Consider the following 25,321-nt stretch of genomic DNA (forward strand, 5'->3'; position numbering starts at 1 on the left):
CTTCGATGGGATCCCTGGTCAGGCGGCACAGGAAGTCGAGCCGTTCCTACCCCTGGATACGCAAGCGCACTCCGAATCCCTGGTGCATGGCGAGTACCTCCATCGATTCGAGGCTCATCAGGAGCTCCTTGAGAGTTCGGCGGCGGAACACCCTTGGGTCGAACCCCGGTTCAAATCGTTGAAGGTGGTTCCCAAGGTCCGACAGGGGAACGAGGCTGCCTCCTCCACCCATCCGCAGAACTGCGAGGACGAGCAGAGCTTCCGCGTCAGATGGTTCCAGCATCCACCGACTAGCCGCTAGCGCGCCCCCTACCCCCTTCAGCTCAAGCTCTTCGGTGAACTTGAAGCTGCTGCAAGCACGTTGAAAGGCTTTCGGAGTCTGCCGGGTTCCCAAGCCATGGACCTTAAGGCCGCTGTCGGTGATACGGGTAGCGAGATGCGTAAAGTCAGCGTCACTGCTCACGATCACAAACGCGTCCGCGCTCCCCGAGTGCAGGATGTCCATGGCGTCTACTACGAGGGCAATGTCTGCAGCGTTCTTCCCAGCGCTCACGGACTGAACGTGCACCGGAACAATCGCTCGCACAGGCGCAGTATTGAGCCAGGTGCGCCCTCCGCCAGCAACGTTCAGGTAAACGCGCTTGATCGTAGCCTTTCCCAGACGCGACACTTGCTCGAGCACGCGTGGCAGAACCTTGGAACTGACATTATCTCCATCAATAAGCAGCGCGACCCGTGGGACGCGCCGCTCGATCGGCAGCACCGATTTTATTCGATCGCCGATACAACCAAGCTGCGGCCTGAACTTGAGCAGGTACATCAGGCCTGGTCCCGGCCGGATGCGCGCGGCATGAAAATCTCCCGGAGCGCCTGCACCGTCTTCAGCGTCGGCGTCGGATCAGTGTCGTAGCTTGCAAGCCGGATGAACTCGATCCAGGCTTTCTCGTTCGCGGTGATCGGCTTCGCCCAAGGGCGATTGGCGCGTAGGCGCTCGATATCGCGCTCGCTCATTTGCCAAAGATCCCCCTAAGGGCCACACGAGCCCGGGCAGTCAGGCGGGGATCACTCCCCTCCGAAAACTCCCGGATTGCCATCAGCCATGGCACTTCGTTGCGAGTGACCACAGTCCCGAAAATTTCCATGATGGCGCGAGCCACGGTGTCGCCATACGATTGCTCAAGGGCGAGCAAGAACAGAAAGCGCGGATCAACGCCGAGCGCACCGGCGAGGCCGGGCACCCTATCAAGTGGCAGCTTCGAGGCGCCGCGCTTGATCATCGCCAACATGCTGGGCTGGGTAAAGCCAGCCAACGCCGATATCTCTAGCTGAGACGTCTTCCCCCTGTGCTCGAGCACCCACTTTTCGACGAAATGCGCCAACCGGGAGCTGGCATAAGGTAGGCCTGCACGCTTCATAGTCACACCTGCGTTAGAACTGACACAGACATCACTATTGAATTGGCATGCTTGGGAAAGCTACATTCTCCGCGAAAAACAGCAGCTATTGACGCCTGAGAGGGCGTCACCTTATAAGAGAACCCAATGGCCAACCACTATACTAAGTAAGTGCTTACTTAGTATTTATCATCTTTGTGCGCGCCCACCAAATATCATGGGTTCAGCGTCAGGCATTCTAGGGCATCAAACGATCACAGCTGGTAGCTGGAACCTTCGTCACCCGACGTTGCGCTGCGCCAGCTCGATCACAATCCCGTCTGGATCGAGCACGAAGGCCACTCGGGCAACAATTTCCTTGTTGAGGGCGTCACGCGGCTTTTCGTAGGGCGTCACTCCAGCATCCATCATCTTCTGGTACGTTTCTTCAATGTTCTCGAACGCAAAGGTCAGGTGCCGCACCCCAGCCTCGTCGTTGGGGAGTTGCCTCGCTGGCCCCTTCACGCTCGGAGCGGGGCAGATCAGTTCGAGCTGGCCATTGCCCGTATCCATGAAGGCGAGCTCCCCGTTACCGCGCGGCATCGCCTTGCGCAGCAGCAGCTTCATCCCCATCAGGTCGCGATAGAAGGCGATGCTCCTGTCTAGGTCGCTGACCGCCATGCCGATATGTTCGAAACCCTGCAGCATCATCTTCTCCTTTAAAGCTCGACGGTCTTGCCGGTGCGCGCGGACTCGTAGATCGCGAGCACCAGCGCCATCGAGGCGCGCGAGCCCGCCGCATCCACCAGCGTTGGTGAGGTATAGGCGTCGTCGCGCACCCAGCGCGCCATGTCCTGGAACACGTTGATCGCCGGCGGCGTGACCTGCCGGGGCAGTTCCGCACCGCCGTCGATATGCAGCATCGTCAGCGCCTCGTCGTCGATGCGCCCGCTGCCCCTGTCGCCGTTGACCTCGATCCGCCGCACCGTGCCGCCCCCATAGCGCCCGCCCGGCTTAAGGTTGTGGAACGTCGTCGTCGCGATAAACGTGCCGAGCGCGCCGGACCGGAACTTCACCAGCACCACCGCCGTGTCCTCGGACTCGATCTGCGAAGCGAACGCCCCCGCCTTGGCGGTGACGCTCTCCACCTCGCCCATCAGCCAGACCATCTGGTCCAGCGTGTGGATACCCTGGTTGATCACCGTGCCACCGCCGCCCGTCGCCCAGCGCGAACGCCAGCCGCCGTCGAGCTCGTAGTACCATTGCGGCCGGTAGAGCTTCTCGGTGAACTCCCCGAGGATCATCCGGCCAAGCCCGCCATCGTGTACCGCCCGGTAGAGCGCGTAGTTAGCCGGCTCGTAGCGCACCACGTACTCCGTCGCCAGCTTCACCCTGTTGCGCTCGGCCGCCTCAATCATCGCGTCGATACGCTCGAGCGTGATCTCGATCGGCTTGGTGACGATCAGGTGCTTGCCCGCCTCCGCGGCCTCGATGGCGATGTCCCGATGCTGCGCCGACGGCGTGTAGACGGCGATGACGTGGATGTCGTCGCGCTCCAGCATCCGGCGATAATCACCATAGGCGTCGCAGCCCAGTTCGTCGCCCGCGGCCTCCGCCTTCCCAGAGTCGCGGCTCGATACCGCTACCAGCCGCGCCTCCGGCGTCTCCTTGATCAGCTCGGCGCGTCCCTTGCCGAAGCCGACGCCGACGACGCCAAATCCAATCTTGTCCGTAGGTGCGGCCATGGTCTTGTCCTGTAGTTTCGATAGTGTCAGCCGACCCAGCCCAGATGGCTGAGGAAGTCGCGCGTGCGCTCGACCAGCGGTGCGTCGAAGACCTGCGCCGGCGGCCCCTGCTCGATAATGTCACCCTTGTCGAACACCAGCACCCAGTCGGCCACCCGGCGGGCGAAGGTCATCTCGTGGGTGACGACGATCATCGTCATTCCCTCCTCCGCCAACGCCTTCATCACGTTGAGCACCTCGCCGATCGTCTCGGGGTCGAGCGCCGAGGTCGGCTCGTCAAACAGCATCACCTGCGGGTCCATGGCGAGCGACCGCGCGATGGCGACACGTTGCTGCTGGCCCCCCGAAAGCTGCGAGGGATAGCTCTGCGCCTTGTCGGCCAGCCCTACCTTCGCGAGCAGCGCCATCGCCCGCCGCTCCGCTTCTGCGCGGTCGGTCCCGAGCACTGTCATCGGCCCCACCGTGATGTTCCCCAGCGCCGTCATATGCGGGAAGAGCTCGAAGCTCTGGAACACCATCCCCATCTGCCGCCGCACTAACCGGATCTGCGATGGATCGTCCGGCACCGCGTTACCGTCGAAGGCTATCGAGCCGCCATTGATCGTCTCGAGCGCGTTGGTGCAGCGGAGCAGTGTCGTCTTGCCCGAACCCGAGGGCCCGATCAGGCAAACCACCTCGCCCTTGTTGATATGCGCGGTAACCCCGTGCAGCACTGTTAGCGCCCCGAAGGATTTGACCACGTCTAGGTAGGCGATGATCGGCGTCGTCCCCTCGCCCTTGCGGGATGCGAGCGCAGACTGGTTGATAGCGTTCATTCGGTATGTCCGTATTTGCGGTGCAGCCAGTCGACCAGCTTTGCCTGCGGATAGCCGAGCACCCAGTAGATTGCCGCCAGCGCTGTCAGCACTTCGAGCACCCGGAACGTGGCCCCGCGCAGGTCGAGCGCTACATAGGCGAGGTCGGCAACGCCGATGGCCGAGACCAGCGAAGTCGCCTTGAACAGCGATACCCAGGTGGAAGCGAGCACCGGGATGATGCGCCGGATCGCCTGCGGCAGCACGATCTTGCGCATCGCCTCCCACCAGCTCATCCCCAGCGCCAGCCCAGCCTCCATCTGGCCCTTGCGGATCGAATTGACGCCCGCCCGGAAGTTCTCGGAGTTGTAAGCCGTGGTGTTCAGCACCAGAGCGATGATGCCTGTGGTGAGGTTGGTCATCGACGTGCCCGAGAAGCGCGGGATCGCGTAGTATGCCCAGAACACCAGGAGCAGCAGCGGCACGTTGCGGAACAGTTCGACGAACACCGTCGCTGCGGCTTCCACCGGCTTAGTGCCAGACTGGCGCAGCAGCATCACCACGATGCCCAGCGGAATGGAGATAGCCATGGTGACGACGGCGAGGACGATCGTCATCCAAACCCCGCCGAGGAATTCAGGCCAATGCTCCCAGACGACGGACCAATCGTAAGTCATGATCGCCCCAGATGCGCTACTCGGCGATAGATGAACTCAACGATCCGAGTGGTTGGAAACAGCACGCAGAAGAACAGGATCATGGTGATCGTGTAGACTTCCACGCTGCGATAGGTCTGCTGTGCCACCACCTCGGCGTTGCGCATCATCTCGGGCACCGCCACCATCGAGGCGATGGCCGTGTCCTTGATGATCATGGTGAGGAACGAGCCATAGGCCGGCAGCATGCGCACGATCGCCTGCGGCAGCAGGATCTTGCGCAGGATCTGCCACTGCGACATCCCCAGTGTCAGCCCCGCCTGCGTCTGCCCCTTTCGGATCGAGGACAGCCCGGCGCGGAATACCTCGGCCGCATAGGCCGAAACCTGCACCGTCAGCGCCACGAGCGCCGCCACGAACGGCGGCATCGAGATCCCAATCAGGATCGGCACCGAGAAGAAGATCCAGATCAGCACCACCAGCTCGGGGATGGCGCGCATCGTGTCGATGTAGAACGTGACGATGATCGAGAGCCAGCGTGGCCCATAGAGCCGCGCCAGCGCCAGGCCAAGCCCGACAACGGTCGTCGTCACCGCGGTGGTCAGTGCCAACAGCAGCGTGATCTTCAGCCCCTCGAGGATGAAGGGCAGGCTCGCCAGCACTGAAAAGTCGAAGCTCATGTTGCCATCCCGCGAAGAGGGCCTCGTGCCGGCGGCCGGTTTCCCCATCCGCCGGCAGTGGTGAAAGCAGTGCGGTTACTGCACCATCGTCTCGACAACGCGCTTTTCCTCGTCGTCCAGCTGCGTCTGCATCGCCGCGGCGACAGCCCGGGCCCATTCGAGGAACTCCGGCTGGTTCTTGTCGACGGCCATGCCGATCGGCAGCGACTGCTCGGTCGAGCCCTGGCAGTTGTTCTCCTTGGGCAGCGCCGCCATTTCCGGCAGCCGCTTCAGGAGCCGCGCCGCCTGGATGCGGTTATAGGGTGTCGAGTCGGCATGCCCCGAGATCACCTCGTCGATATGCACCTGGACGCCGCGGATCTTGGCGTTGGGGAAGCGTGCCTCGAGATAGGGCTGGTCGGGCGAGCCGATGCCGTAGACAAGGTCGAACTCCGGCGCGTTCAGGTCCTCTACCGTCTCCACGTTGGCGAACTTCGGATTGTCCTTGCGATAGACGAGACAGGTCGAGTTGGCCGAGTAGATGATGAAGTCTACTACCTTCTCGCGGTCGGGGTTCACGCCCAGCGCCGAGATCGACATGTCGGCCTGGTTAGCGGCGAGCAGCGTGATCTTGGTCTCGTTGGAGGTCGGCACGTATTCGAGCTTCACCCCCATCTGGTCGGCCAGCGTCTTGGCGAGCAGCAGCGCCGGGCCGCTCCACGGGTCCCCCTGTCCCGTGGTGTTCTGCACCAGCCACGGGTCGTTGTTCTGCACGCCCACGCGCAGCACGCCCGAGGCGCGGATGGCGTCGACGCGCGCCGACACGCCGGGCTCCGGCGCGGCGGGAATATCCTGGGCCGACGCGAAGGTCGCCGCGACGAGGCCGCCTACCACGACGGCCGCGGCAAGCAAGGCAGAATGCACTCTCATGTTAGTCCTCCCTAGGTTAAGCCTGTTCACTGCGCCCGGGCCGGATGCCCGGCCCGCAGGGCCTTCGCCTCGGCCGTAAGGCCGAGACGTGTCACTTCGAACGAGTGGGCCTGTGTCATCGCCGTCTCCGTGCGGTGCCGGATGTCATGCACCGTGCGGCTGAAATAGGTCAGCGGCTCGTTCGAGCAGTCGATGTATTCGTGCCGCGTGCCATTGGTGATGAACAGGTGGTCCGTCCCCGGCCGGCCGAGGATGTCGATGTACTTCCTGAGTTCGATATAGCCCTCGGTGCCCACGATGGTCAGGCGGCCGTCCCCCCAGGTCGGCAGCCCGTCCGGCGTGTACCAGTCGAGCCGGACGTAGCCGTGGCCGTTTTTCGAGCGCAGCAGGATCTCGCCGAAATCCTCGAAGTTGCCGTGCTCGGGATGGGCGTAGTTGCCCACCGTCGAGGCGACGATCTCCGCGGTCTCCGAGCCGGTGAAGAACAGGTACTGGTCGATCTGGTGCGACCCGATATCGGCAAGAATGCCGCCATAGTGGCGCGGCTCGTAGAACCACGGCAGCCGCGACGGCGGGTTGACCCGGTGCGGCCCGAACCCCGTCGTATGCACCACCTTGCCGATGGCGCCCTGCGCCACCAGCTCGCCGGCCTTGCCCACGCTTGGCACCTCGAAGCGCTCGCCGAAATTGACGTACCACTTGCGCCCGGTGCGCATCACGGTCGCCTTGATCTGCTCAAGCTCCTCAAGGCTGACGCAACCTGGCTTGTCCGTCATTACATCTTTGCCCGCGTCCATCGCTGAGATAGCAAGGCGGGCACGATCGCTCGGAATCGAGGAAATCAGCACCATGTCGACCTCTGGGTCGTCGAGGATGCTGCGATGGTCGGCGATGCGCGGTACCTCGGGGAAGCGCTTGACGAAGCCGTCGAGCGGAATGGGCGAACCTTCGGTCCACCAACCCTTGGCCTTGGCTCCCGCCTGCTGCATCCCTTCCAGCATGCCGAATGCGTGGCGGTGGTCGATGCCGAGAACGGCGACCGTAACTGGCCTTTCAGGCATCAATGTTTCTCCGCTTTGCCGGATGTCGAGCTTGCCCGCTCATTTGGCGGCACCAGTTGCGCCCTGAAGGTAATTTGCGACGCGATAGTTCTGACGCGGAAACTCTTCCCAGTACTGGCGCAGGCCGCGCGGGGGATATTGCCGGTAGGGCCGGCGACGCAGCCGGTCGACGTCAATATCGATTCCGAGGCCCGGTGCCGTCGGGAGTTCCGCCCAGCCTTGTTCGACCTTGATTGAACTGATGGCAATGTCGTCGCACGACTCGAGCCGGTTGATGAAGCACTCGGCAATCGTGAAATTCGGTATCACGGCACAGACGTGAAGCGTGGCGGCGAGACCGGCGAGCGTGCTGTTGTTGTTGTGCGGCGCGATCGCTACCGCATGCGGCTGCGCCATCGTCGCGATGTCCATGAGCGCCGTGATGCCGCCGATCGCGCAGATGTCCGGGTTGAGGATGTCCGCGGCCCTCTTCTCGAACAGCTGGGCATAGGATTCTTTAGTGTAGATCGTTTCCCCGGTCACAACAGGGATCGGTTGGCCGCTGCGCACCTCGGCCACGAGATCGATATTGTCTGACAGGCAGGGTTCCTCGAACCAGTGGATATCGAACTCGGCAAGCTGCCTTCCCAGACGAATGGCATGCGAGGGCGCCAGTCGCCGATGCATCTCGATCAGGATTTCCATTTCCGGGCCTAGTGCCTCACGCATGCGGCGCACGTAGTCCACGGCAAAGCGCTCGTCCTGATAGTCGATGAAGGTCCGCCACGGACCCGGCAGTGGATCGAACTTCAGGGCCGTATAACCTTGGGCCTTCACGGCGAGGGCCCGCTCGATCACCTGGTCGACGGTACCCGGTTCGTCCGACCACCCGTTAGCGTATACTCGGATCTTCTCGCGCGAGCGCCCGCCCAGCAGGTCGTACACCGGCAGCCCCGCCTGCTTGCCGACAATGTCCCACATCGCCATCTCGATGGCCGCCCAGGCCGAGAGAAAGCCGATCGAGGACCGCCGGATGACGAAATCATCGAACAGCACCTGTCCGGTATGCCGGATGTTGAACGGACTGCGGCCGATCAGATGCGGCATCATGGCCTTGAGGTACTCGTCGACCGCCTTTTCCTTCTCCGCGGTGCAGTACGCCTCTCCCCAGCCATACAGGCCGGTGTCGGTTTCTATGCGGCAGAATAGGAGGTTACGCGTCTCGCCCGGGTTGAAGAGGAAGCTTTCTACATGGGTGATTTTCATGGCTTTGTCCCTATGCGCGGTCGGTATTGCCAATGGAGGTGGCCGCGCGGAAACGGGCGATCACGGCATCGTCGGGAGGATAAAGGTCGGCGAGTGGCACGCCACTTTCGACCTGTTCCTTGATCCATGCCTCGGCGTCCTCGAGAGCCCGACCCTCGTGCGCAAGCTGCGCCGCGAGGAAGTGCGGCACGACCACGACACCGTCCGGATCGGCCACCACTATATCCCCGGGTTCAACCAACACCCCACCGCACCCGATGGTCTCCTGCACGCCTGCGGCGAGCAGGGCCCGGTTGCTTGGAGCGGGGGAGACGCCGTCGCAGAAGATCGGCAGTCGGTCGCCTGCCATCGCCTCCCCATCGCGCACCGCGCCGTCGGTAACGAGGCCGACGACGCCGCGCGCGATAAGCGCGGCGACCATGATGTCTCCCAACGCACCGCACGTCTTGTCGCCGTGCGTGTCGATCACCAGAACGGAGCCGGCTGGGATCCGGTCGACGGTGCCGTGGAATGGGCTCTTCCGGCTGACGATACTGGCCCGGTCGGTCAGATCCTCCCGCACCGGCACGTTGCGCAGCGTGAAGGCGGGACCGACGAAGCGCACAGCCCCATGGTTGAGCGGGCGCGCCCCGAGCACGGTGCGTGTTCGCATGCCCGCGAGCTTGATCATCAGCCCTGCGAGCGTGTTGGTGCTCACGAGCGCCAGCTGTTGGATCACCTCGGGATCGACCACCTGGTCGGCCATCACGAGCTCTCCCGTGCCGTCTGTGGCGTGGGCGTGTGGGGTCGCAATAGGATCTCATCGATCCGCACATTGGCCGGTCGCTCGATGAGCCACAGCGCCGCATCCGCCAGATCGTCGGGCTGCAGCATCTGTGCCGTCTGCATCGGCGGGGTGCCAGTGAACGTGTCCCAGAACGGCGTGTTAATTGGCCCAGCGCTGACGAGGCAGATACGCACGCCGCTGCCGTCGCATTCCTCGATCAGCGAGTCGGTCAGCGCCCGCACCGCGAACTTGCTCGCCGCATAGACCGAGACGCCGGGCCGCGCCACGTGCGAACCGGTCGAGCCGATGTTGACGATGGCTCCGGTGCCGCGCGACTTCATGCCCGGCAGTGCTCGCCGGCAGGCGAGGAAAGTTCCGCGCAGGTTTGTCTCGATCATCCGATCCCACAATTCGGGGTCAATCTCCTCGACCTTATGGCGTGTGGAGAGGCTGATGCCGGCGCAGTTGACGAGAATATCGACCGAGTCGAAGGCCCGCTCGGCGCTGGCGAAAGCGTCGGTGACATGTACCTCGTCGGCGATCTCACCCGATACCGCCAGGACGTCGGCGCCGGCCTGTCGGCAAAGCCTCGCGGTGTCCTCGAGCTTGGCCGCGTCGCGTCCCAAGACGACCACGTTGGCACCGGCCATGGCGAAACGCTCGGCCATGCGCTTGCCTAGACCGCTGCTGGCACCGGTGATGATTGCAGTCTTTTCTTGAACCTTCATCTTACGCCCTCGCCCCTCCTACCAGAGCAGCCGCCCGTAGGTCCGGCGCTGGAAACCGAGTGGCGTCAGCCGCTCGATCTCGTCTTCCTCGCACTCGACATGGATCTTGTTGACGCTCGGATAGCGCTCCTTGAGGACCTCGCACGCCTTGATCAGCACTTCGTGCTTGAGATCCCCCGAGGCATGCGGCAGTGCGGCGCGATCGACGATCAGCGCGTGGTAGAGCCCGTCCCAGATGACGTTGGCGAAGGCACAGAGCTTGCCGTCATCGCGTGCCGAAACCCAAAATAAGCAGTTCTCGAGGATCGTGTGGAAGGGAACGCGGTTCTCACGCCCATAGACGATCGAGAACATGCGCTGCAGATCACCATCGGGTATGGCTTCAGAAACCGACCAGGCAATCATCGTCTCTCCTTGTGTTTGAGCTAGCCCTTCAGACCCGCGGCAAATCCCTGCATGATCCGGTTCTGCAGGAAGCCATAGGCGATCACGACCGGGATCATGCTGACCACGAGGCCGGCGAATATGGTTGGCCAGTCCGACGCGTACTCGCCCACGAAGCTGTAGATGGCGACCGGCAGCGTGAGGTTGCGGCTGCCGCTCAGGTACAGCAGCGGCGTCATCAGGTCGTTCCAGATCGAGATAGTATTGAGGATAACGACCGTGCCGGTGATCGGCCCCAGCATGGGGAACAGCACATAGGCGAAGACTTGCAGCCGAGTGCACCCGTCGATGCTCGCCGCGTCGTCATAGTCGCGCGGCACAGCCCTGAGAAAGGTCGTGAACAGGAACACCGTGAATGGCAGGTGGTGGCCGACATAGAAGACGATGAGCGCAACCGGCGCCAGCGGGCCGAGCAGGTCGAGTGCGCTGAACGTCTGGTATAGGGGCACGAAGATCAGCTGGTAGGGCAGCAGCAACCCCGCCATGAACAGCATGTAGGTCCAGCGGGAGAAGCGCGTCGTCACCCGCGCCAGCGGGTAGCTGGCCAGCGCGCCGACGACCACGAGCAGCAGCACGCTGACGAAGACGATGTAGCCGGTGTTGAACATCGCCCGGTCGATGCCGCCCGCCTGCCAGGCCTTGATGAAGTTGTCGAGCGTCGGCTGCTGCGTCGGGATGAGGGCCGAACTGGACTCGCCGTGAGAGCGGATCGAGAGATTTACAAGAATATAGACTGGGATCAGAAAGACGATCGCGCTTGCGATCATAACGAATTCGAGGATGCCGGTGCGCCAGTTGTATCGCATGTCAGCCCTGCCTCGGCCGGGTGGCGCGGAACTGGAGATACGCCACTGGCAACGCGATGATCGTGAGCACCAATGCGATGGCGTTACTGTAGCCAACCTTGTTGAAGGCGAAGGCGTTCTCGAAGATCAGCGTCGAAAGCGTCTGCGTGGCAAAGCCCGGACCGCCCTGTGTCATGACCCACACGAGGTCGAATACCTTGAGTCCGTGGATCAGCGTCAGGATGATATTGACGATGAAGGCCGGCCCCAGCAGCGGGATCTGCACATAGATGAGCTTCTGCAGCGACGTTGCGCCGTCGATCTCGGACGCCTCGATCACCTCGGGCTGGATACCCTGCAGCCCCGCGAGGAAGATCACCATCGAATAGCCGGCGAACTGCCAGATGAACACCGCGATGACGCACCACAGGGCAATATTGCGGTCGCCCAGCCAGTCGGGCGCTTCGAGGCCCGTGGCCTCGACGATGCTCGACAGCACGCCGAACGGCGCGAACAGGTACTGCCACAGGAAGGCGACAACCACCGGCATCACGATGGCCGGGGCAAAGAAGATGGCGCTCAGAAACTTTCGGGTCCGTATGCGGCTATTCACGCCAAGCGCCAGCAGCAGGCCGATGGCGTTCTGCAGGATCGTCACCGTGATGGCGATGGTGAAGGTATTGATCAGTGCCCGCACTACGGCGCGGTCCTCGAACATCGCGAGGAAGTTATCGAAGCCGACGAACCGGCGGTTGGGCGAGAACCCGTCCCACTCGGTAAAGGCTTGGGTTGCCCCCGAGATGGCCGGGTAGATCGTCGCCAACAGGTAGAACAGCAGACCCGGCACGATGAACCACCAGACGCTGGCGAAGCGCTTGACGTCGAACGGAGCATGTCGCGCATCAGACCGAACTGCCTCGGTCATAGCTCTGGTTCGTTCGGTGCTGATTGACATATCGGTCGCCGTCGGAGGTCGGGGGACCGCGCCAAGGAAAGGGCGCGGTCTTGGCTACAGGTGCGGGAGGCTCCTCTAGCCGGAGGTTGGCTCAGGAGCCGGCGTCCCAAGCTTTGTCCATCGCGTCGGCCACATCCTTGGGGCTCGCCTCACCGCCAAGCATCATCTGCGTCAGCTTGCGCTGCTCGGGGACGATGGTCGGGTTGGGCCAGAGCTGGTTGGTGAGCGGCGCCGTCTTGCCGGCGGCGATCGCATCGACAATCACCGTGGTCGCGGCGTCGCTGGGCTTGTAGACATCGTTGGGCGTCGCCGGCACCTGGCTGGTCGTGGTCGCGTAGGCCGCCTGGTTCTCGGGTTCCATCATGAAAGCGAGGAACTTCTTCACTTCCGCGGGGTGCTGCGTTGCCGCGTTGCCCGAGAGGCCGGAGCCAACACCGACGCAGAGCAGCGTCTCGCTGGGATCGTTTGTGGCCGGGAAGGATACGAAAACCAGCGTATCTTGCGTCATCCCCTGGATAATCTTGAAAGCACTCGAGGGCCCGAAGAAGCCGAGCGCCTGGCCCGAGGCGATGAGCTGGCGGGCGACGTCCTCGCTGGCGCCAAGCGGCTTGTTGAAGCAACCGCCATCGCTGAGTTCCTTGAACTTCTCGAAGACGGTGAGCCAGCCCGAAGTGGCGAAGGTCGAACGCTTGGCGGTCCGCTCCTCAGTCCAGCTCAGGTCGCGATCGATCACCGTCGCACCCATTGCCATGGCGGGCATCTGGTTCTGTGAGCCGGTCTGCGCGCCTAGAGCGAAGGGAATCAGGCCCTTGTCATTGGCCGCGGCACAGAAGGCGAGCACCTCGTCCCAGGTCTGCGGGACGGCGAGCCCGGCCTTTTCCAGCGCGGTCTGGTTGTAAGTGGTCGAAAAACCGAGTTTCACCAGCGGTGCGAAGTAAATCTTGCCGTCAAGGCCCGAAAGCGTCTTGAGCGTCCCGTCGAGCTGTTGAGCCCAGGGCTCTTCCGACAGGTCGAGCGTAAAGCCGTTCTTAGCCAGCGTACCGGCGGCTTGGGTGCTATAGATGCCAGGCCAGTCCACGAAGATGTCGGCCGCGTTGCCCGCGGCGAGTTGCTGCGGCAACAGCACATTCATGTTCGCGTCGGGCGCCGTCGACATCTCGATCTTAATGCCCGAGTTCTCGGCCTGGAACTTGTTGATCGCATCAGTAAGTGCGGGGGCAGCAGTCGCCGACGATAGCAACGTCAGCGTCACCTCCTGAGCAGCCGCGATGTTGGAAGCGAGCAGACTCGCCCCAACCAAAAGCAGTGCGCCAAAGGGCGCACGAAATCTGGCAATCGTCACTCTTTCCTCCTTCGCCGCACGACCTTTTTGGCTTGCAGCCCGTTCCCTTTGGCACCCACAGATTGCCAGCCTTACCGGCCGGTCTTTCCCTGCGTCTCGTGGCCGGTGTTCGGCATACTGCCACTCACCTCCCTCGCCACACCGGCTGCTGCCATGCATCCGATACCAAGAACCCTATCGGACCGAAGTGGACTCCGCAACGAGTTTTGGATTAACGCTACTCCTCCTTAGGTCGATAGATATTCGCCAGAATGCGCCACTTCTGCTCATTCCTTTAGGAGGGTATCGCCACCGTTTGGATTATCGTTACTCCATTACACGCACTTGAAGGTCTGTACGTTCGATCAACGTGTGTTATGGCCCGAACTGCCGCTTACGACAAAAAGGACAGATAGATGGATCGGGCAAACCGCGTAGGGGATCTCAGGCGGGGACGCGTTCGCCTCAAGGACATCGCTGAGCGGACAGGCTTTTCGATCAACACAGTGTCGGTTGCCCTTCGCGGCGGCGAAAAAGTGCCTCCTGCAACACGAAAGGTCATCCTCGCTGCGGCCCAGGAACTACACTACCTTCCCAACGCGCTGGCGCGTTCGCTGGCGCGCAAAAGGTCACGCACTATCGGAGTGGTCCTCAGTAACCTGCTGAACCCGACCCTTACGAACTGCGCTCAAATGATCGAGCGACAGCTCGAACAGCATGGATATCGCATGATGCTGGTATCTAGCGAAGGAGATGTTGAGCGGGAGAAGCTTGCGATAGATTCCCTGCGGGAATTTCAAGTCGAGGGAATACTCGTATATCCTGCCAATCAGCAACGCCTCGAATACATCAGCGCACTTCGTAACTCTGGCTTCCCCATTGTTATGCTCTCCGGCGGCTCGAATGAGTTCATCGACCTGGTTTCAATAGACGACCGAGCAGGTACGTTTAAGCTTGCTAGCCACTTGCTCCAGTTGGGTCATCGCCGCATCGGCTTCATCGATGTCAGCTCCGCCGCCGGGAACACGCGCAAGGTCGCCGGATATCGGCAAGCCCACGAAACGATGGGCGTACCACTAAATCCCACGTTGGTGCTCAGCCCCCCCGACAAAAGTACTCCGGCCTGCGGCTACCGATCCGCGAGTCATTTCTTCACCGACGGGAAGCCGACGGTCTCTGCCATAATGACCTCGTCGGACCCCATCGCTATTGGTGTCATGCGCTGGTGCCGCGAACACAGCATCAGCGTGCCAGATTCACTGTCAATCGCTGGCTTCGATGACATCGAGACGGGTGACTACCTGGAGGTGCCCCTCACTACGGTCAGTTATTCGACCAGCAGCGTGAGTCAGCACGCCGTGACCCGCATCATGGCTTTACTGGACGCCAATTCCGAGCTTGGCCAAGCGGTGAGCATTCTTATCGAGCCTCAGTTGGTCGTCCGCGCCTCGACCACACGGTTCCGGGTGGAAAATGGGTCCGAACTTGCAAGAGGTGAGCCCATATAGATAGTTGCGCGTGGCGAGCGCTTGGCGGTGACACGTCGGCGTTTGGGCAGGAAGGTATTGGTAGCATTTTGCAGCAGGAACCTAACGGCGAGGCCCGACTGCTGAAGGGCAAGCGCTTCTACCAGGTCGTGGCCCGTCGGATCGCACGCCTGATCGAGGAGAATAGCAGCAACCCTGACTGGCGATTGCCGTCCGAGCGCGAACTGGCAGATGACCTGAAGGTAAGCCGTCCGTCCGTGCGTGAGGCCGTGATCGCGCTGGAGATGAGAGGCATTGTCGAGGTGCGCGGGCGCGCCGGCATTGTTGTGCTGCCGACCCCACTTAGCTTGATCAATTTCGACTCAATAAACACCGATGCGGGCGCTGGCCCGTTCGAGATTCTCGAGGCCCGCATGGCCGTCGAGGCGAGTGCGGCGGCCATCGCGGCGGGTAAGGCGACCAACTACGATTTCCTGCAGCTCGAGGAGAACATCGCCACGATGCAGGCCAGCGGGCCTGTTGCGGGCAACGGTAAGGACCCTGTGGATCGCGAATTCCACCGCGCCATCGCCACCATGACCGGCAACGCGGTGATCATCAGCATGGTCGATGCGCTGTGGACGCAGCAGGAAGCCTCGCGCATGTGGCAGGCCATCCATCGCCGCAGCCACACCGAAAACATGCACCCGATCTGGATCGGCCAACACTACGGAATTCTGGCGGCCCTCAAGGCGCGCAACGCGGACGCTGCCTACAAGGCTATGTGGCAGCACATTTCCAGCGTCGCCAACGAGTTGCTCGAAGCGAGCAATCTCGAGGACGAGGCGCTGGGTCAATTCGACAAGTGAGCGACCAATGAAGATCAGAAATCTCGCCCACATCGGCATGACGGTCTCGAGCATCGACCTCAGCCTCGCCTTCTATGTCGACCTGCTCGGACTGCGGCTGATCGACCGCCGGCCTGGAACGCAGGGCGACGAAGTCGCCTTCGTCGACGGCGGTGGCTGCATGCTCGAGTTAATCGGTCCCTCGACGGGAGCACTATCGGCAGAGGACGTGGCCGTCGGCCGGGCCGGCCTGCTCCACCTCACCTTCCATGTCGACGACGTCGACGCGGCGATCGATGCCGTGCGGGCCGCCGGCGCCAAGATCGTCGAGGAACCGCGCGACGCCTATAACCGCGCGATGGCGCGCCGGGTGGCGTTCTGCCGCGATCCCGACGACATCCTGATCGAGTTCCTCGGCGATTGAGCCTCAGCCCGCCATGAAGGCGAGGAAGCGCTGCCAGTCATAGGGCGTGAGCTCGTGCCCGCCGGCACGCAGGTGCCATCCGACAGCACCTGAGACGAGGCCGTTGCCCGGCACGAATACCTCGTCCGCCTCTGGCAGTTCCGAAGGTTTCCCGAATGCGGCCCAGAGCGGCGCTGCGGCCTTCAGCCCCAGATATTCGCCGCGTGGATCGCACCAGAGGTCCGCCGCCGCTGAGGCGACGTAGAGCCGACGGGGCGCCAGCTGGGCCAGCAGCTGGTGCTGGTCGAGGGCATCCAGTCCGGCTGCATCGGCCCGCGCCTCGGGCAGCAGCCAGTGCGGGAAGCGATCGCGATTATGGGCAAAAGTCTCACCGAAATTGCGCCGCGACAGGGCCGCTCCGCCGCATCCGGATTCGTTGAGGAACAAGGCCGAGATGCGAGCATCGGTGGCGGCAGCCCAAAGCGCCGCCTTGCCCAGCCGGGAGTGCCCGGCCGCAACGATCCGCGTGGCGTCGATCTCGGGCAGCGCCGCTGCGACATCGACCAGCCGCTGCAGCGCCCAGGACCAGAGGCAGACGACGCCGGGCGCCGCATTGGAGGCGTCGAGACCGAGCAGCGGCCACAGGCCATGGCTGCGATAGGTATCGTGATCGTCCGGTACCCACGAGCCGTAGCAGCTGGTCAGCACGGCATAACTGGCGTCGAGCAGTAGCGGCACCGGGAAACGGTGCGCAGCGGTACCGCGCATCACCTCCTGCAGCGGCCCTTCACCCTCCCCGACCCAGCGTGGCAGCGCCACCCTGGCAATTGGATCAAGCGGGTAGTTTTGCGACGGCAAGGCTCCAAACGGGCCAAGGAAATCGAGCCCGACGATCACCGGCATCGGACCGGTGGCCTTCGGCGGCAACCACAACGCGGCATCGACGGAAAACGTCCGCCCGTCCACCTCCAGCCGGATGGTGACCTGCTCGCAATTGGCATCGGGTAGCGCTCGCCGCGTCACCTCCAGCTTTGACGGGTCCGCTGGCAGCTCGCCGAACAGCCCTTGCGCGAAGATCTCACGCCACTGCGCCTGCGCCGCCCGTGCGTTGTCGGCGGTGGTTACTGGCGCTAGGGAAGGACCCAGCGCCAGCGGTGGCAACACATAGTCGCCGACCAGCGCTTCGTCGTAGTTGGCGGGAGCGACATTGGACATCATCATACCCCGACATTGGCGCCCGCCGGCACGGTGGCCTCGGACGCATCGAACAGGTGGCAGCGCTCGGCCGGCACCGTGAGCTGCAGCCGGTCGCCGCGCCGCGCCGTGCTTTGCCCCGCCTCATGCATGAGAAAGGCAGCGCCGCCCGGCAGGCGCCCATGCAGATAGCTGCTCGCGCCATATTGTTCGGCCACCTCCACTTCGGCCCACCACGGGCCCTGACCCAGGCTCAGGTGCTCAGCGCGTACGCCCAGTGTCAATGAATCGCCGGCCGCGACTGCATGTCGGGTGGCCGGCAGCACCAGCGGCGGCAGTTCGTCCGCAACAAATTCAACGCTGTCGGCACTCACCGCACCCGCCCTGCCCTCGACGAAATTCATGCGCGGCGAGCCGATGAAACCGGCAACGAACCGGTTGCGCGGATGGTTGTAGAGTTCGAGTGGGCTGCCCACCTGCTCAATCCGGCCAGCACGCAGCACCACGATCTTGTCCGCCATCGTCATGGCCTCGACCTGGTCGTGGGTCACGTAGATCATCGTGTTTTTGAGCCGCTCGTGCAGGTTGGTGATCTCCACCCGCATCTGCACGCGCAGTTCGGCATCGAGATTGCTGAGCGGCTCGTCGAACAGGAATATCTTGGGATCGCGCGTGATCGCCCGGCCGATGGCGACGCGCTGGCGCTGGCCACCAGACAGCTGGCGTGGCTTGCGATCCAGCAGCTCGTTGATCTGCAACAGCCGCGCTGCCTGGCCCACCCGCCGCTCGATCTCGGGCTTGGCCATCCGGATGTTCTGCAGGCCGAAATTGAGATTCTCGCGCACCGTCATGTGCGGATATAGCGCGTAGGACTGGAACACCATGGCGACGCCACGGTCGGCCGCCGCCACGTCGTTGACGCGCTGGCCGGTGATGGCGATGTCACCACCCGTCGCCTCCTCGAGCCCGGCAATGATGCGCAGCAGAGTGGACTTGCCGCAGCCTGATGGGCCGACGAAGACGACGAACTCACCGTCTTCGACGGAAAGGCTCACGTCGCGGATCACCTGCGTAGTGCCGAAGCTTTTGGTGATGTTGCTCAGTTGGAGGCTGGGGCCGACCATTACTTGATTCCCGTCGAGGCGATGCCGCTGGTGATGAAGCGCTGGAGGAAGATGAAGACGAAGACCACCGGCAGCGCCGTCATCACCGTCATCGACAGCAGGTACTCGTAGTGGACGATGTTCTCGCCCTTGAACGAGTTGAGGGCGAGCTGCAGCGTGAAGACGTTCTCGCGGCTCAACACGATCAGCGGCAGCAGGAAGTCGTTCCAGCGCCAGATGATCGAGAAGATCGCCACCACCGCCAGCGCCGGCGCCGAGAGCGGCAGGATGATGCGCCAGAAGATACGCCACTCGCTGGCGTGATCCATGCGCGCTGCCTCGATCAGCTCGTCGGGAATGGTCAGCATGTATTGGCGCAGCAGGAACACCCCGGTCGGCGTCGCCACTGTGGGCAGGATCACGCCCCACAGGTTGTTTACCAGCCCCATCTCGGCAACGATGATGAAGACCGGCACGAGCAGCACCGTCGCCGGCACCATTAGCGTCGAGAGGATGGCGACCAGCGCTGCATTGCGGCCGGGGAAGCGGTATTTTGACAGCGCGAAGGCCGCCATGGCGTTGATGATCAGGGTGATCGCGGTCGCAACCACGGTGATGAACACGCTGTTGAAGGCGTATTTTTCGATGTTGATGTTGCGCGAGGGTTCGAACAGGTCGGTGTAGTTCGACCAGCTGATCGAAAGGTCGCGCACCGGCGTGGCGTCGCGCGTCGAGACCTTGAGCAGCTCACTCGGGTCTTCCGGGTCGACCATCTGCGCCTGGATGCCCACCCGCCGCACCTGCGCCAGCCGCTTCACGCTGCCATCTTCCTGACGGACGTCATAGAGGTTGAGCGGCTTGTCATAGCCCTCGACGGCAATTGAGCGGAACGCGTAGGGCAGCGGTGTAGGCGGAAATTCCGACAGGTTCCCGGGGCTCTTGAACGAAGACACGGTGAGCCAGACCACCGGCCCGAGCATCACAACGACGCCGATGAGCAGGTAGAGATAGCTCACCCAGTCGGTCCAGTCCGGGCCCCTGCGGCCGCGACGCAGGGTGAGCAGGCCCGGCCGGGCCACGGCGAGATCACTGGCCATCGTAGCTTTTCCCTGAGAACTTGAACTGCAGTAGCGTCAGCAGCAGCAATACGACGCCCACCAGCAGCGAGGCGGCGGCAGCGAGGCCAAGATTGCGCGGGCTCGCCGCAAAGCCGGTCTCGTAAATGTGCTGGATGAGCAGCAGCGTCGCCGAGCCGGGTCCGCCGCCAGTGAGCACATAGAGCTCGTCGAAGGTCTGCACCGCCCCGATGGTGCCGAGCACAAGAACCACAAGGATGGTCGGCTGCAGCAGCGGCAGCGTGATCTTGTAGAACACCCGCCAGGGCGAGGCCGAATCCATCTTGGCGGCTTCGTAGACGTCGCGCGGGATGGCCTGCAGGCCGGCGAGCAGGATCAGCGTGTAAAAGCCCATGCGCGACCACACGGTGACGAACACCGACCAGAAAAAGCTCATCGACGGCGTGCCCAGCCAGTCGACCGGGTCGAGGCCGGCCGCGTCGGCGATGCCGTTGAGCAGCCCCTGCCGCTGCAGAATCCAGCGCCAGACCAACGCCACCACCACCGGCGACAACATTACCGGCAGAAAGAACATGGCGCGGAAAAAGCCGCGCCCCTTGATCGGCCGGTTCAGCACCAGCGCGGTCACCAGCGAGATCACGGTCAGCGCGATCACCTGCACCGGCACGAAAGCCGCGGTGTTGTAGAGCGCGCGCCAGAACAGGTCACGCGTGCAGGTCGATACGTTCGTGTAGTCGCCACAGCTCAAGAGGATGCGGAAATTCTCGGCGCCGACGAAGGGCCGGTCGACCGGATAGATCCGGTCGCTGCCGGTCACCGAATAGAAGATGTTGAGCAGCACCGGGAACAGAGCGAACACCGCCACCGCGATCAGGTTCGGGGTGAGGAAGAGCCAGGGCATGCGGCGGATGCCGATCAGGCGCTGGATCGCGCTCATCGCCGGCTCGATCAGGCTGGCGATTACGCCGCCGACCATTCCGAGAGCCCAGGTTGCAGGATTGGCCAATGCCGCCTCGTTCAAAGCGGAACCGGAGCGCGCGAGGCGCCCCGGTTCGAGTCAGCTACGGGAAGGTTACTTGCCGGCAGAGTCGATGGCGAGGTTGACGTCATCGACCACCCGCTGCAGCGCCTCGTCCACGGTCAGCTCGCCATTGATGGCCTGCGACAGACGCGCGGCGAAGGCGTTGATATAGGCGATCATGTAGGACGAGCCCTGCAGCCGGTAGGCGGCCGGTGCGATCTTGGGGATCTGGGCCGTGAACAGCTCGAGGCCGGTAGCCTGGGCGGCATCGAGATTCTGGTACTTGATCCCGGTCTTCACCAGCGTGGCGTTCTGCGGAATCTCGGCCGTGCGCGCCAGCACCTCGCCGATCACCTCGGGCTGGGCCATGTAGGCGATGACCTTGGCCACTTCCTCCGGATGCTTGGTGGTATTGATGGCAACGATCGCACCGCCGCCCGGCATCACCGAACACGCGGCATCGCCACAGGGCGAGGGCACGGCCTGCCATTCGAACAGCTCGCCGATCTCGCTCATGCGGCCGAGCGCCCACGAGCCGGCGAAGTTGAACACCGTCTGGCCGTTGCGGAACTGGTCGAAGAACTCGGCATAGGTGGTACCGCCGATATCCCCCCACAGCTCCTTGGGCATGATCCCGTCCTTGTGCCACTGCACGAACAGGTTGGCCGCCTTGCGCAGGCCGTCATCGACCACTGGACGACCGTCCTCGCCGAATAGCTGGGCGCCATAACTGGTGGCGATCGCAGCGAAGCGATGGCCCGAGCGGTCCATCGACATGGCGTAGGGGGTCTCGGTCTTTTCCGCCACTTCCTTGGTCGCGGTTACCCAGTCTTCCCAGGTCGCACCTTCGGCCGGAATGGCGACGCCGGCCTGCTCGAACAGCGTCTTGTTGATATAGCCGCCGCCCACAGTCAGGCTCGAGCCGAAGCCGTAGATTTCCTTGCCCTTGTCGTCACCGCGCAGCCACTGCAGCGAGGGAGCGTAGTCCGCCTCGAACTTGGCCGTATCTACATAGGGCGTGAGATCGAGATAGTAGCGCTTGAGGCCAGCAAGGTCGGTCACCGCAGCGATATCGGGGCCCTCGCCCGCCGCAAGCTGCACGGGCAGCGTCTCCAACTCGGCCTTGTAGGGCAGATGATCCACCGTGACGTGGATGGTCGGATTGGTCTCGGTGAATTTCGTCAGCAGCTCGTTCCAGACGTCGCAGCCGCCGGTGTCGCTGGTGCAGAAAAAGCGGAGCTCGACCTGATCCTGCGCCACGGCACCCGAGGCACCGAGCAGCAGGGACGTGGCCAGCATCGCGAGCAGACCGTTGAAGCGTTGCATAATGTTCCCTCCAAGGGCACCCAAGCCCCTAGAGGACAACGCTAGGTATGGTCTGACCAAACTGTCAAGCTTGGTTCGCATAGGCCAAAAGTATAAGCCGATATACCGGATACGTAAGGAGATCTGGTCTCTTGCGGCGACTTGACGGGCGATGTTTGCCTGGTGTTTGGTAAGACCAGCGAATGCCAATGGCCTCGCACGACCCTTCTCTTGGCGCTCTGCCGCCAGCCAACGAAACGAGACTGCCATGTTGCGCTTCGCCGCAATCGGGCTCGACCATGCCCATATCTTCGACCACGTTCGCGGCCTGCGCGCCGCCGGCGCCGAATGCGTCGGCTTCGATCCAGCGACTACCGATCCTGCAGTGCTCGATGGCTTCCGCAAGCAATTCCCCGACATTCCCGAGGTTCCGCGCGAAAAGCTGCTCGACGATCCGTCGATCGATGTCATCTGCACGGCCGCCATCCCCGTCGATCGCGGGCCGGTCGCCATCGAAGCGATGAAGCGTGGCAAGGACGTGATGGCCGACAAGCCCGGCTGCGCCAGCCTCGAGCAGCTCGAGGATATCCGGCGCACCGTCACCGAGACGGGCCGCATCTACTCGATCTGCTTTTCCGAGCGGCTTTGCGTCCCCTCGGCCGTGCTTGCCGGCAAGCTGGTGATGGACGGCACGATAGGCGATGTGGTGCAAACCGTTGGGCTTGGACCGCACCGCATCAATCGCCCGGTCCGCCCGTCGTGGTTCTTCGAGCCTAGGGCGATCGGTGGCATCATCAACGACATCGCCTCGCACCAGGTCGACCAGTTCCTGTTCTACACGGGCTCGACCACCGCCGAGGTCGTCGCGGCCAGCGTGGGCAATTTCGCCAACCCGGAATACCCGGACTTCGAGGACTTTGGCGAAATGCTGGTGCGCTCTGCCACCGCATCGGGCTTTATCCGTGTCGACTGGTACACCCCGGATGGCCTGCCCGTCTGGGGCGACGGCCGCCTCACCATTCTCGGCACCAAGGGCTATATCGAGCTGCGCAAATATGTCGATATCGCCGGCCGTCCGGGCGGCAATCACCTGTTCATCGCCGATGGCGCGACGACACGGTATATCGATGCCAGCAATGAGCCGCTCGATTATTTCGTCAAGTTCATCGCCGACGTGCAGAACCGCACCGAGACAGCGATGAGCCAGCACCATGTCTTCGAGACCACCCGCCTCGCGCTTGAGGCGCAGCGGCAGGCCATACGGCTGCGGCCGGCGCAGAAGGGGAACTGAGATGGCACAACCTTTGCGCGTTGCCCTCGTCGGCGCCGGCATCCAAAGCCGCCACCTCATCGGCTATCGCTGGCGGCCCGATCTGTTCGAGGTCAAGGCCCTGTGCTCGCTCGACGAGGAGCGCGGCCGGGCGCTTTGCGCCGAATTCAATATCCTCGAATACACGCAGAGCTTCGAGTCCCTGCTCGAGCGTGACGATATCGACGTCATCGACATCGCCACCCCGCCCAACCTGCATTTCGAGCAGTCGAAAGCCGCCATTCTCGCCGGCAAGCACGTGATCTGCGAAAAGCCGCTCTTCGGCTCGGTCGCCGAAGTCGATGAGATGGAAAAGGTCGTCGCCAACACCGACCGGAGCTACATGCCGATCTTCCAGTACCGCTATGGCATGGGCCTGCAAAAGCTGAAGCACCTTGTCGCCGAAGGGCTGACCGGCAAGCCGTTCATGACCACCATCGAGACGCACTGGTGGCGCCCCGCCGCCTATTACGAAGTGCCATGGCGCGGCAAATGGGCCACCGAGCTCGGTGGCGGTTTCCTCGGTCACGCCATCCACGCCCACGACATGCTCAACTACGTGCATGGGGCGGCGAGGAGCGTGTTCGCCTTCGATGCGACGCTCGTCAACCGCATCGAGGTCGAGGACAATGTCGCGGCCGCCGTGCGCATGGAGAATGGCTCGCTCGCAACACTCTCGATGACGCTGGGCTCGCGCCAGGAGATCTCGCGGCTGCGCTTCTGTTACGAGAATCTCGTCGCTGAAAGCATCCTCGAGCCCTACACCATGTCGCGCGACCCGTGGACATTCACCACCAACGACGAGACCCTGCAGAAGCGGATCGACGAAGCGCTGGCCGAAGTGAAACAGACTGAGGATGGCTACACCCGCCAGTTCGAGCTGTTCCACCAAGCCGTGGTGACCGGCGGTGAACTGCCGGTGACGCTCACCGATGCCCGCCGTTCTCTGGAGCTGGTCACCGCCGCCTACCACTCGGCCCGTACCGGCCAACCGGCCGCGCTGCCGATCCGACCCGACCATCCGCTGTATCACTCATGGTTGCCCGAGACCTTCGCCAAGGCGAGCTGAGCATGCTGGACCGCGACCGCCTGGTCGAACTACTGGGGCCGCTTCCTAAGGCCGCCCCGCTCGAGCCGGTGATACTGGAAGCCGTCCAGTGCGATGGCTATGTGCGTGAGCTGGTCGAATACTCGGTTGAACCCGGCGAGCGCATCAAGGCTTATTTCCTTGTGCCGGACCGTCGCGACGGCCCGGTGCCGCTGATCTTTGCCCACCACCAGCACAATGCCGAATTCCATATCGGCAAGAGCGAGGTGGTGGGGCTCGCCGGCCATGCCGACCAGGCCTATGCAGCTGAACTGGCGCAGCGCGGCTATGCCGTGATCGCCCCCGATGCCATCGCCTTCGAGGATCGCAACTGGTCGAGCCCGAGCGGCTATGCCGAATATTTCGAGCTTGTCGCCCGACTGGTGCAGGGCCGCACGCTGTTGGCCAAGATCCTCAGCGACATGTCGCGCGGCATCGACTATGCCGTGAGCCGCCCCGAGGTGGACGCGAGCCGCATCGGCTTCATCGGCCATTCCTATGGCGGCCGCATGGCTCTGTGGTCCCCCGCCTGGGACCGGCGCATCCGTGTCTCGGTCTCCAACTGCGGCTGCGTCAACTACAAGAACTCACTCCGCCACGAGTCGGGCGTCCAGGCCGAGTTCTGCGTGCCCGCCATCATGCAGCACGGCGACATCGAGGACATCGTGCGCCTCGTCGCCCCCAGCGCGCTACTGATCCAGGCCACCACGGAGGACGTCTGGTCTAGCAATGCGCAGTTTATCTACGACTACGCGCGTGACGCATTCCCGACGGGGGAGTTGGCCTTACGTATGTACCCGGGCGGCCACCAATTTACCGGTGAGATGCGCAAGACTGCGTATGCCTTTATCTCGGCAAGGCTCACGGTTTAGCGAAATACTCCCTCAATCTCGATGTGCGGGGGGGCAACCAAGGTTGCATATCCGAATGGCCCACCGCTTGACTCCTCTCACGGCCGTCAAGGCGAGAGGGAAACCTGCAAAAATTTGACCTCCCCGTTTAGGCGCGAAAGTCAACGGCTATGTCGTGCTTCGCGATACCCTCCAT

28 protein-coding genes are annotated in these 25,321 nt (G+C 63.1%); 6 read left to right on the plus strand and 22 right to left on the minus strand.

Annotated elements, in window-relative coordinates; all coding sequences use genetic code 11:
- Nucleotides 1-46: 46 nt before the first annotated feature.
- The 17 genes from AC3A6I_RS13910 to AC3A6I_RS13990 form a co-directional block, all read right to left on the minus strand.
- Nucleotides 47-820, minus strand: a complete 774-nt coding sequence (locus AC3A6I_RS13910) for an NYN domain-containing protein (protein WP_487544312.1) — start codon at nt 818-820, stop codon at nt 47-49.
- Nucleotides 820-1,011: a hypothetical protein gene (locus AC3A6I_RS13915; protein WP_487544313.1), complete on the minus strand. Its 192-nt coding sequence runs from the start codon at nt 1,009-1,011 to the stop codon at nt 820-822. Before AC3A6I_RS13915 ends, AC3A6I_RS13910 begins: the two co-directional genes overlap by 1 nt.
- Nucleotides 1,008-1,415, minus strand: a complete 408-nt coding sequence (locus AC3A6I_RS13920) for an XRE family transcriptional regulator (protein ID WP_487544314.1) — start codon at nt 1,413-1,415, stop codon at nt 1,008-1,010. Before AC3A6I_RS13920 ends, AC3A6I_RS13915 begins: the two co-directional genes overlap by 4 nt.
- A gap of 258 nt (nt 1,416-1,673) precedes the next feature.
- Nucleotides 1,674-2,081, minus strand: coding sequence for a VOC family protein (locus AC3A6I_RS13925; RefSeq protein ID WP_487544315.1), 408 nt, complete (start codon nt 2,079-2,081; stop codon nt 1,674-1,676).
- Nucleotides 2,082-2,092: 11 nt separating this feature from the next.
- Complete coding sequence (locus AC3A6I_RS13930; protein ID WP_487544316.1) at nt 2,093-3,118, minus strand: Gfo/Idh/MocA family protein; 1,026 nt, start codon at nt 3,116-3,118, stop codon at nt 2,093-2,095.
- Nucleotides 3,119-3,144: 26 nt separating this feature from the next.
- Complete coding sequence (locus tag AC3A6I_RS13935) at nt 3,145-3,876, minus strand: amino acid ABC transporter ATP-binding protein (protein WP_487545031.1); 732 nt, start codon at nt 3,874-3,876, stop codon at nt 3,145-3,147.
- A 53-nt stretch (nt 3,877-3,929) separates the two neighbouring features.
- The gene (locus AC3A6I_RS13940; protein ID WP_487544317.1) at nt 3,930-4,589 is read right to left on the minus strand and encodes an amino acid ABC transporter permease; all 660 of its coding nucleotides are present in this window, start codon (nt 4,587-4,589) and stop codon (nt 3,930-3,932) included.
- Nucleotides 4,586-5,248, minus strand: coding sequence for an amino acid ABC transporter permease (locus AC3A6I_RS13945; protein WP_487544318.1), 663 nt, complete (start codon nt 5,246-5,248; stop codon nt 4,586-4,588). Before AC3A6I_RS13945 ends, AC3A6I_RS13940 begins: the two co-directional genes overlap by 4 nt.
- A 75-nt stretch (nt 5,249-5,323) precedes the next feature.
- Nucleotides 5,324-6,157, minus strand: a complete 834-nt coding sequence (locus tag AC3A6I_RS13950) for a substrate-binding periplasmic protein (protein ID WP_487544319.1) — start codon at nt 6,155-6,157, stop codon at nt 5,324-5,326.
- A 26-nt stretch (nt 6,158-6,183) separates the two neighbouring features.
- Entirely contained in the window at nt 6,184-7,218 is a 1,035-nt protein-coding gene (locus AC3A6I_RS13955; RefSeq protein ID WP_487544320.1) for a Gfo/Idh/MocA family protein, read from the minus strand.
- Nucleotides 7,219-7,257: 39 nt separating this feature from the next.
- Nucleotides 7,258-8,463, minus strand: coding sequence for a mandelate racemase/muconate lactonizing enzyme family protein (locus AC3A6I_RS13960; RefSeq protein WP_487544321.1), 1,206 nt, complete (start codon nt 8,461-8,463; stop codon nt 7,258-7,260).
- A 10-nt stretch (nt 8,464-8,473) separates the two neighbouring features.
- Nucleotides 8,474-9,208: an RraA family protein gene (locus AC3A6I_RS13965; RefSeq protein ID WP_487544322.1), complete on the minus strand. Its 735-nt coding sequence runs from the start codon at nt 9,206-9,208 to the stop codon at nt 8,474-8,476.
- Entirely contained in the window at nt 9,208-9,957 is a 750-nt protein-coding gene (locus tag AC3A6I_RS13970) for an SDR family oxidoreductase (RefSeq protein WP_487544323.1), read from the minus strand. Before AC3A6I_RS13970 ends, AC3A6I_RS13965 begins: the two co-directional genes overlap by 1 nt.
- 18 nt (nt 9,958-9,975) lie before the next feature.
- On the minus strand, nt 9,976-10,362 hold the full coding sequence (locus AC3A6I_RS13975) for a hypothetical protein (RefSeq protein ID WP_487544324.1): 387 nt from the start codon (nt 10,360-10,362) through the stop codon (nt 9,976-9,978).
- A gap of 20 nt (nt 10,363-10,382) precedes the next feature.
- On the minus strand, nt 10,383-11,207 hold the full coding sequence (locus tag AC3A6I_RS13980; protein WP_487544325.1) for a carbohydrate ABC transporter permease: 825 nt from the start codon (nt 11,205-11,207) through the stop codon (nt 10,383-10,385).
- Between the two features lies 1 nt (nt 11,208).
- A complete protein-coding gene (locus AC3A6I_RS13985) occupies nt 11,209-12,111 on the minus strand; it encodes a carbohydrate ABC transporter permease (RefSeq protein WP_487544326.1) in 903 nt (300 codons plus the stop codon).
- A 121-nt stretch (nt 12,112-12,232) separates the two neighbouring features.
- Nucleotides 12,233-13,483: an ABC transporter substrate-binding protein gene (locus AC3A6I_RS13990; RefSeq protein ID WP_487544327.1), complete on the minus strand. Its 1,251-nt coding sequence runs from the start codon at nt 13,481-13,483 to the stop codon at nt 12,233-12,235.
- Between the two features lie 395 nt (nt 13,484-13,878).
- On the opposite strand from AC3A6I_RS13990, the gene AC3A6I_RS13995 reads away from it, so the two are divergent.
- The 3 genes from AC3A6I_RS13995 to AC3A6I_RS14005 all read left to right on the plus strand — a co-directional run bounded on the left by AC3A6I_RS13995 (nt 13,879) and on the right by AC3A6I_RS14005 (nt 16,200).
- Entirely contained in the window at nt 13,879-14,970 is a 1,092-nt protein-coding gene (locus AC3A6I_RS13995) for a LacI family DNA-binding transcriptional regulator (protein WP_487544328.1), read from the plus strand.
- 68 nt (nt 14,971-15,038) lie between these two features.
- Entirely contained in the window at nt 15,039-15,797 is a 759-nt protein-coding gene (locus AC3A6I_RS14000) for an FCD domain-containing protein (protein WP_487544329.1), read from the plus strand.
- 7 nt (nt 15,798-15,804) lie between these two features.
- The gene (locus tag AC3A6I_RS14005; RefSeq protein ID WP_487544330.1) at nt 15,805-16,200 is read left to right on the plus strand and encodes a VOC family protein; all 396 of its coding nucleotides are present in this window, start codon (nt 15,805-15,807) and stop codon (nt 16,198-16,200) included.
- Nucleotides 16,201-16,203: 3 nt separating this feature from the next.
- Here AC3A6I_RS14005 and AC3A6I_RS14010 read toward each other — a convergent pair whose 3' ends face one another.
- From AC3A6I_RS14010 to AC3A6I_RS14030, 5 genes are all read right to left on the minus strand, one after another.
- Nucleotides 16,204-17,394 carry a glucuronyl esterase domain-containing protein gene (locus tag AC3A6I_RS14010; RefSeq protein ID WP_487544331.1) on the minus strand — a complete coding sequence of 397 codons (1,191 nt, stop codon included), beginning with the start codon at nt 17,392-17,394 and terminating at the stop codon, nt 16,204-16,206.
- Between the two features lie 2 nt (nt 17,395-17,396).
- A complete protein-coding gene (locus AC3A6I_RS14015; RefSeq protein WP_487544332.1) occupies nt 17,397-18,497 on the minus strand; it encodes an ABC transporter ATP-binding protein in 1,101 nt (366 codons plus the stop codon).
- Complete coding sequence (locus AC3A6I_RS14020; RefSeq protein ID WP_487544333.1) at nt 18,497-19,573, minus strand: carbohydrate ABC transporter permease; 1,077 nt, start codon at nt 19,571-19,573, stop codon at nt 18,497-18,499. The genes AC3A6I_RS14015 and AC3A6I_RS14020 overlap by 1 nt, the downstream gene beginning before the upstream one ends.
- Entirely contained in the window at nt 19,563-20,528 is a 966-nt protein-coding gene (locus AC3A6I_RS14025) for a carbohydrate ABC transporter permease (RefSeq protein ID WP_487545032.1), read from the minus strand. The genes AC3A6I_RS14020 and AC3A6I_RS14025 overlap by 11 nt, the downstream gene beginning before the upstream one ends.
- A 96-nt stretch (nt 20,529-20,624) precedes the next feature.
- A complete protein-coding gene (locus tag AC3A6I_RS14030; RefSeq protein WP_487544334.1) occupies nt 20,625-21,899 on the minus strand; it encodes an ABC transporter substrate-binding protein in 1,275 nt (424 codons plus the stop codon).
- Between the two features lie 247 nt (nt 21,900-22,146).
- Here AC3A6I_RS14030 and AC3A6I_RS14035 point away from each other — a divergent pair, with 247 nt between their 5' ends.
- From AC3A6I_RS14035 to AC3A6I_RS14045, 3 genes are read left to right on the plus strand one after another with little or no spacing between them, the layout of a single operon-like run.
- On the plus strand, nt 22,147-23,169 hold the full coding sequence (locus tag AC3A6I_RS14035) for a Gfo/Idh/MocA family protein (RefSeq protein WP_487544335.1): 1,023 nt from the start codon (nt 22,147-22,149) through the stop codon (nt 23,167-23,169).
- 1 nt (nt 23,170) lies between these two features.
- Nucleotides 23,171-24,256, plus strand: a complete 1,086-nt coding sequence (locus tag AC3A6I_RS14040) for a Gfo/Idh/MocA family protein (protein WP_487544336.1) — start codon at nt 23,171-23,173, stop codon at nt 24,254-24,256.
- Between the two features lie 2 nt (nt 24,257-24,258).
- The gene (locus tag AC3A6I_RS14045) at nt 24,259-25,146 is read left to right on the plus strand and encodes a dienelactone hydrolase family protein (RefSeq protein ID WP_487544337.1); all 888 of its coding nucleotides are present in this window, start codon (nt 24,259-24,261) and stop codon (nt 25,144-25,146) included.
- Nucleotides 25,147-25,321: the final 175 nt, after the last annotated feature.

The sequence above is a fragment of the Devosia sp. Soil_C_22 genome (assembly GCF_057657195.1).

Coding starts and splice junctions, on each gene's coding strand:
- AC3A6I_RS13965 (WP_487544322.1), bottom strand. CDS start 9,208: ATGGCCGACCAGGTGGTCGATCCCGAGGTGATCCAACAGCTGGCGCTC.
- AC3A6I_RS13970 (WP_487544323.1), bottom strand. CDS start 9,957: ATGAAGGTTCAAGAAAAGACTGCAATCATCACCGGTGCCAGCAGCGGT.
- AC3A6I_RS13915 (WP_487544313.1), bottom strand. CDS start 1,011: ATGAGCGAGCGCGATATCGAGCGCCTACGCGCCAATCGCCCTTGGGCG.
- AC3A6I_RS14045 (WP_487544337.1), top strand. CDS start 24,259: ATGCTGGACCGCGACCGCCTGGTCGAACTACTGGGGCCGCTTCCTAAG.
- AC3A6I_RS13945 (WP_487544318.1), bottom strand. CDS start 5,248: ATGAGCTTCGACTTTTCAGTGCTGGCGAGCCTGCCCTTCATCCTCGAG.
- AC3A6I_RS14025 (WP_487545032.1), bottom strand. CDS start 20,528: ATGGTCGGCGGCGTAATCGCCAGCCTGATCGAGCCGGCGATGAGCGCG.
- AC3A6I_RS14040 (WP_487544336.1), top strand. CDS start 23,171: ATGGCACAACCTTTGCGCGTTGCCCTCGTCGGCGCCGGCATCCAAAGC.
- AC3A6I_RS13975 (WP_487544324.1), bottom strand. CDS start 10,362: ATGATTGCCTGGTCGGTTTCTGAAGCCATACCCGATGGTGATCTGCAG.
- AC3A6I_RS14020 (WP_487544333.1), bottom strand. CDS start 19,573: ATGGCCAGTGATCTCGCCGTGGCCCGGCCGGGCCTGCTCACCCTGCGT.
- AC3A6I_RS13985 (WP_487544326.1), bottom strand. CDS start 12,111: ATGACCGAGGCAGTTCGGTCTGATGCGCGACATGCTCCGTTCGACGTC.
- AC3A6I_RS13950 (WP_487544319.1), bottom strand. CDS start 6,157: ATGAGAGTGCATTCTGCCTTGCTTGCCGCGGCCGTCGTGGTAGGCGGC.
- AC3A6I_RS13955 (WP_487544320.1), bottom strand. CDS start 7,218: ATGCCTGAAAGGCCAGTTACGGTCGCCGTTCTCGGCATCGACCACCGC.
- AC3A6I_RS13980 (WP_487544325.1), bottom strand. CDS start 11,207: ATGCGATACAACTGGCGCACCGGCATCCTCGAATTCGTTATGATCGCA.
- AC3A6I_RS14010 (WP_487544331.1), bottom strand. CDS start 17,394: ATGTCCAATGTCGCTCCCGCCAACTACGACGAAGCGCTGGTCGGCGAC.
- AC3A6I_RS13960 (WP_487544321.1), bottom strand. CDS start 8,463: ATGAAAATCACCCATGTAGAAAGCTTCCTCTTCAACCCGGGCGAGACG.
- AC3A6I_RS13910 (WP_487544312.1), bottom strand. CDS start 820: ATGTACCTGCTCAAGTTCAGGCCGCAGCTTGGTTGTATCGGCGATCGA.
- AC3A6I_RS13925 (WP_487544315.1), bottom strand. CDS start 2,081: ATGCTGCAGGGTTTCGAACATATCGGCATGGCGGTCAGCGACCTAGAC.
- AC3A6I_RS14015 (WP_487544332.1), bottom strand. CDS start 18,497: ATGGTCGGCCCCAGCCTCCAACTGAGCAACATCACCAAAAGCTTCGGC.
- AC3A6I_RS14035 (WP_487544335.1), top strand. CDS start 22,147: ATGTTGCGCTTCGCCGCAATCGGGCTCGACCATGCCCATATCTTCGAC.
- AC3A6I_RS13930 (WP_487544316.1), bottom strand. CDS start 3,118: ATGGCCGCACCTACGGACAAGATTGGATTTGGCGTCGTCGGCGTCGGC.
- AC3A6I_RS13920 (WP_487544314.1), bottom strand. CDS start 1,415: ATGAAGCGTGCAGGCCTACCTTATGCCAGCTCCCGGTTGGCGCATTTC.
- AC3A6I_RS14005 (WP_487544330.1), top strand. CDS start 15,805: ATGAAGATCAGAAATCTCGCCCACATCGGCATGACGGTCTCGAGCATC.
- AC3A6I_RS13940 (WP_487544317.1), bottom strand. CDS start 4,589: ATGACTTACGATTGGTCCGTCGTCTGGGAGCATTGGCCTGAATTCCTC.
- AC3A6I_RS13995 (WP_487544328.1), top strand. CDS start 13,879: ATGGATCGGGCAAACCGCGTAGGGGATCTCAGGCGGGGACGCGTTCGC.
- AC3A6I_RS14030 (WP_487544334.1), bottom strand. CDS start 21,899: ATGCAACGCTTCAACGGTCTGCTCGCGATGCTGGCCACGTCCCTGCTG.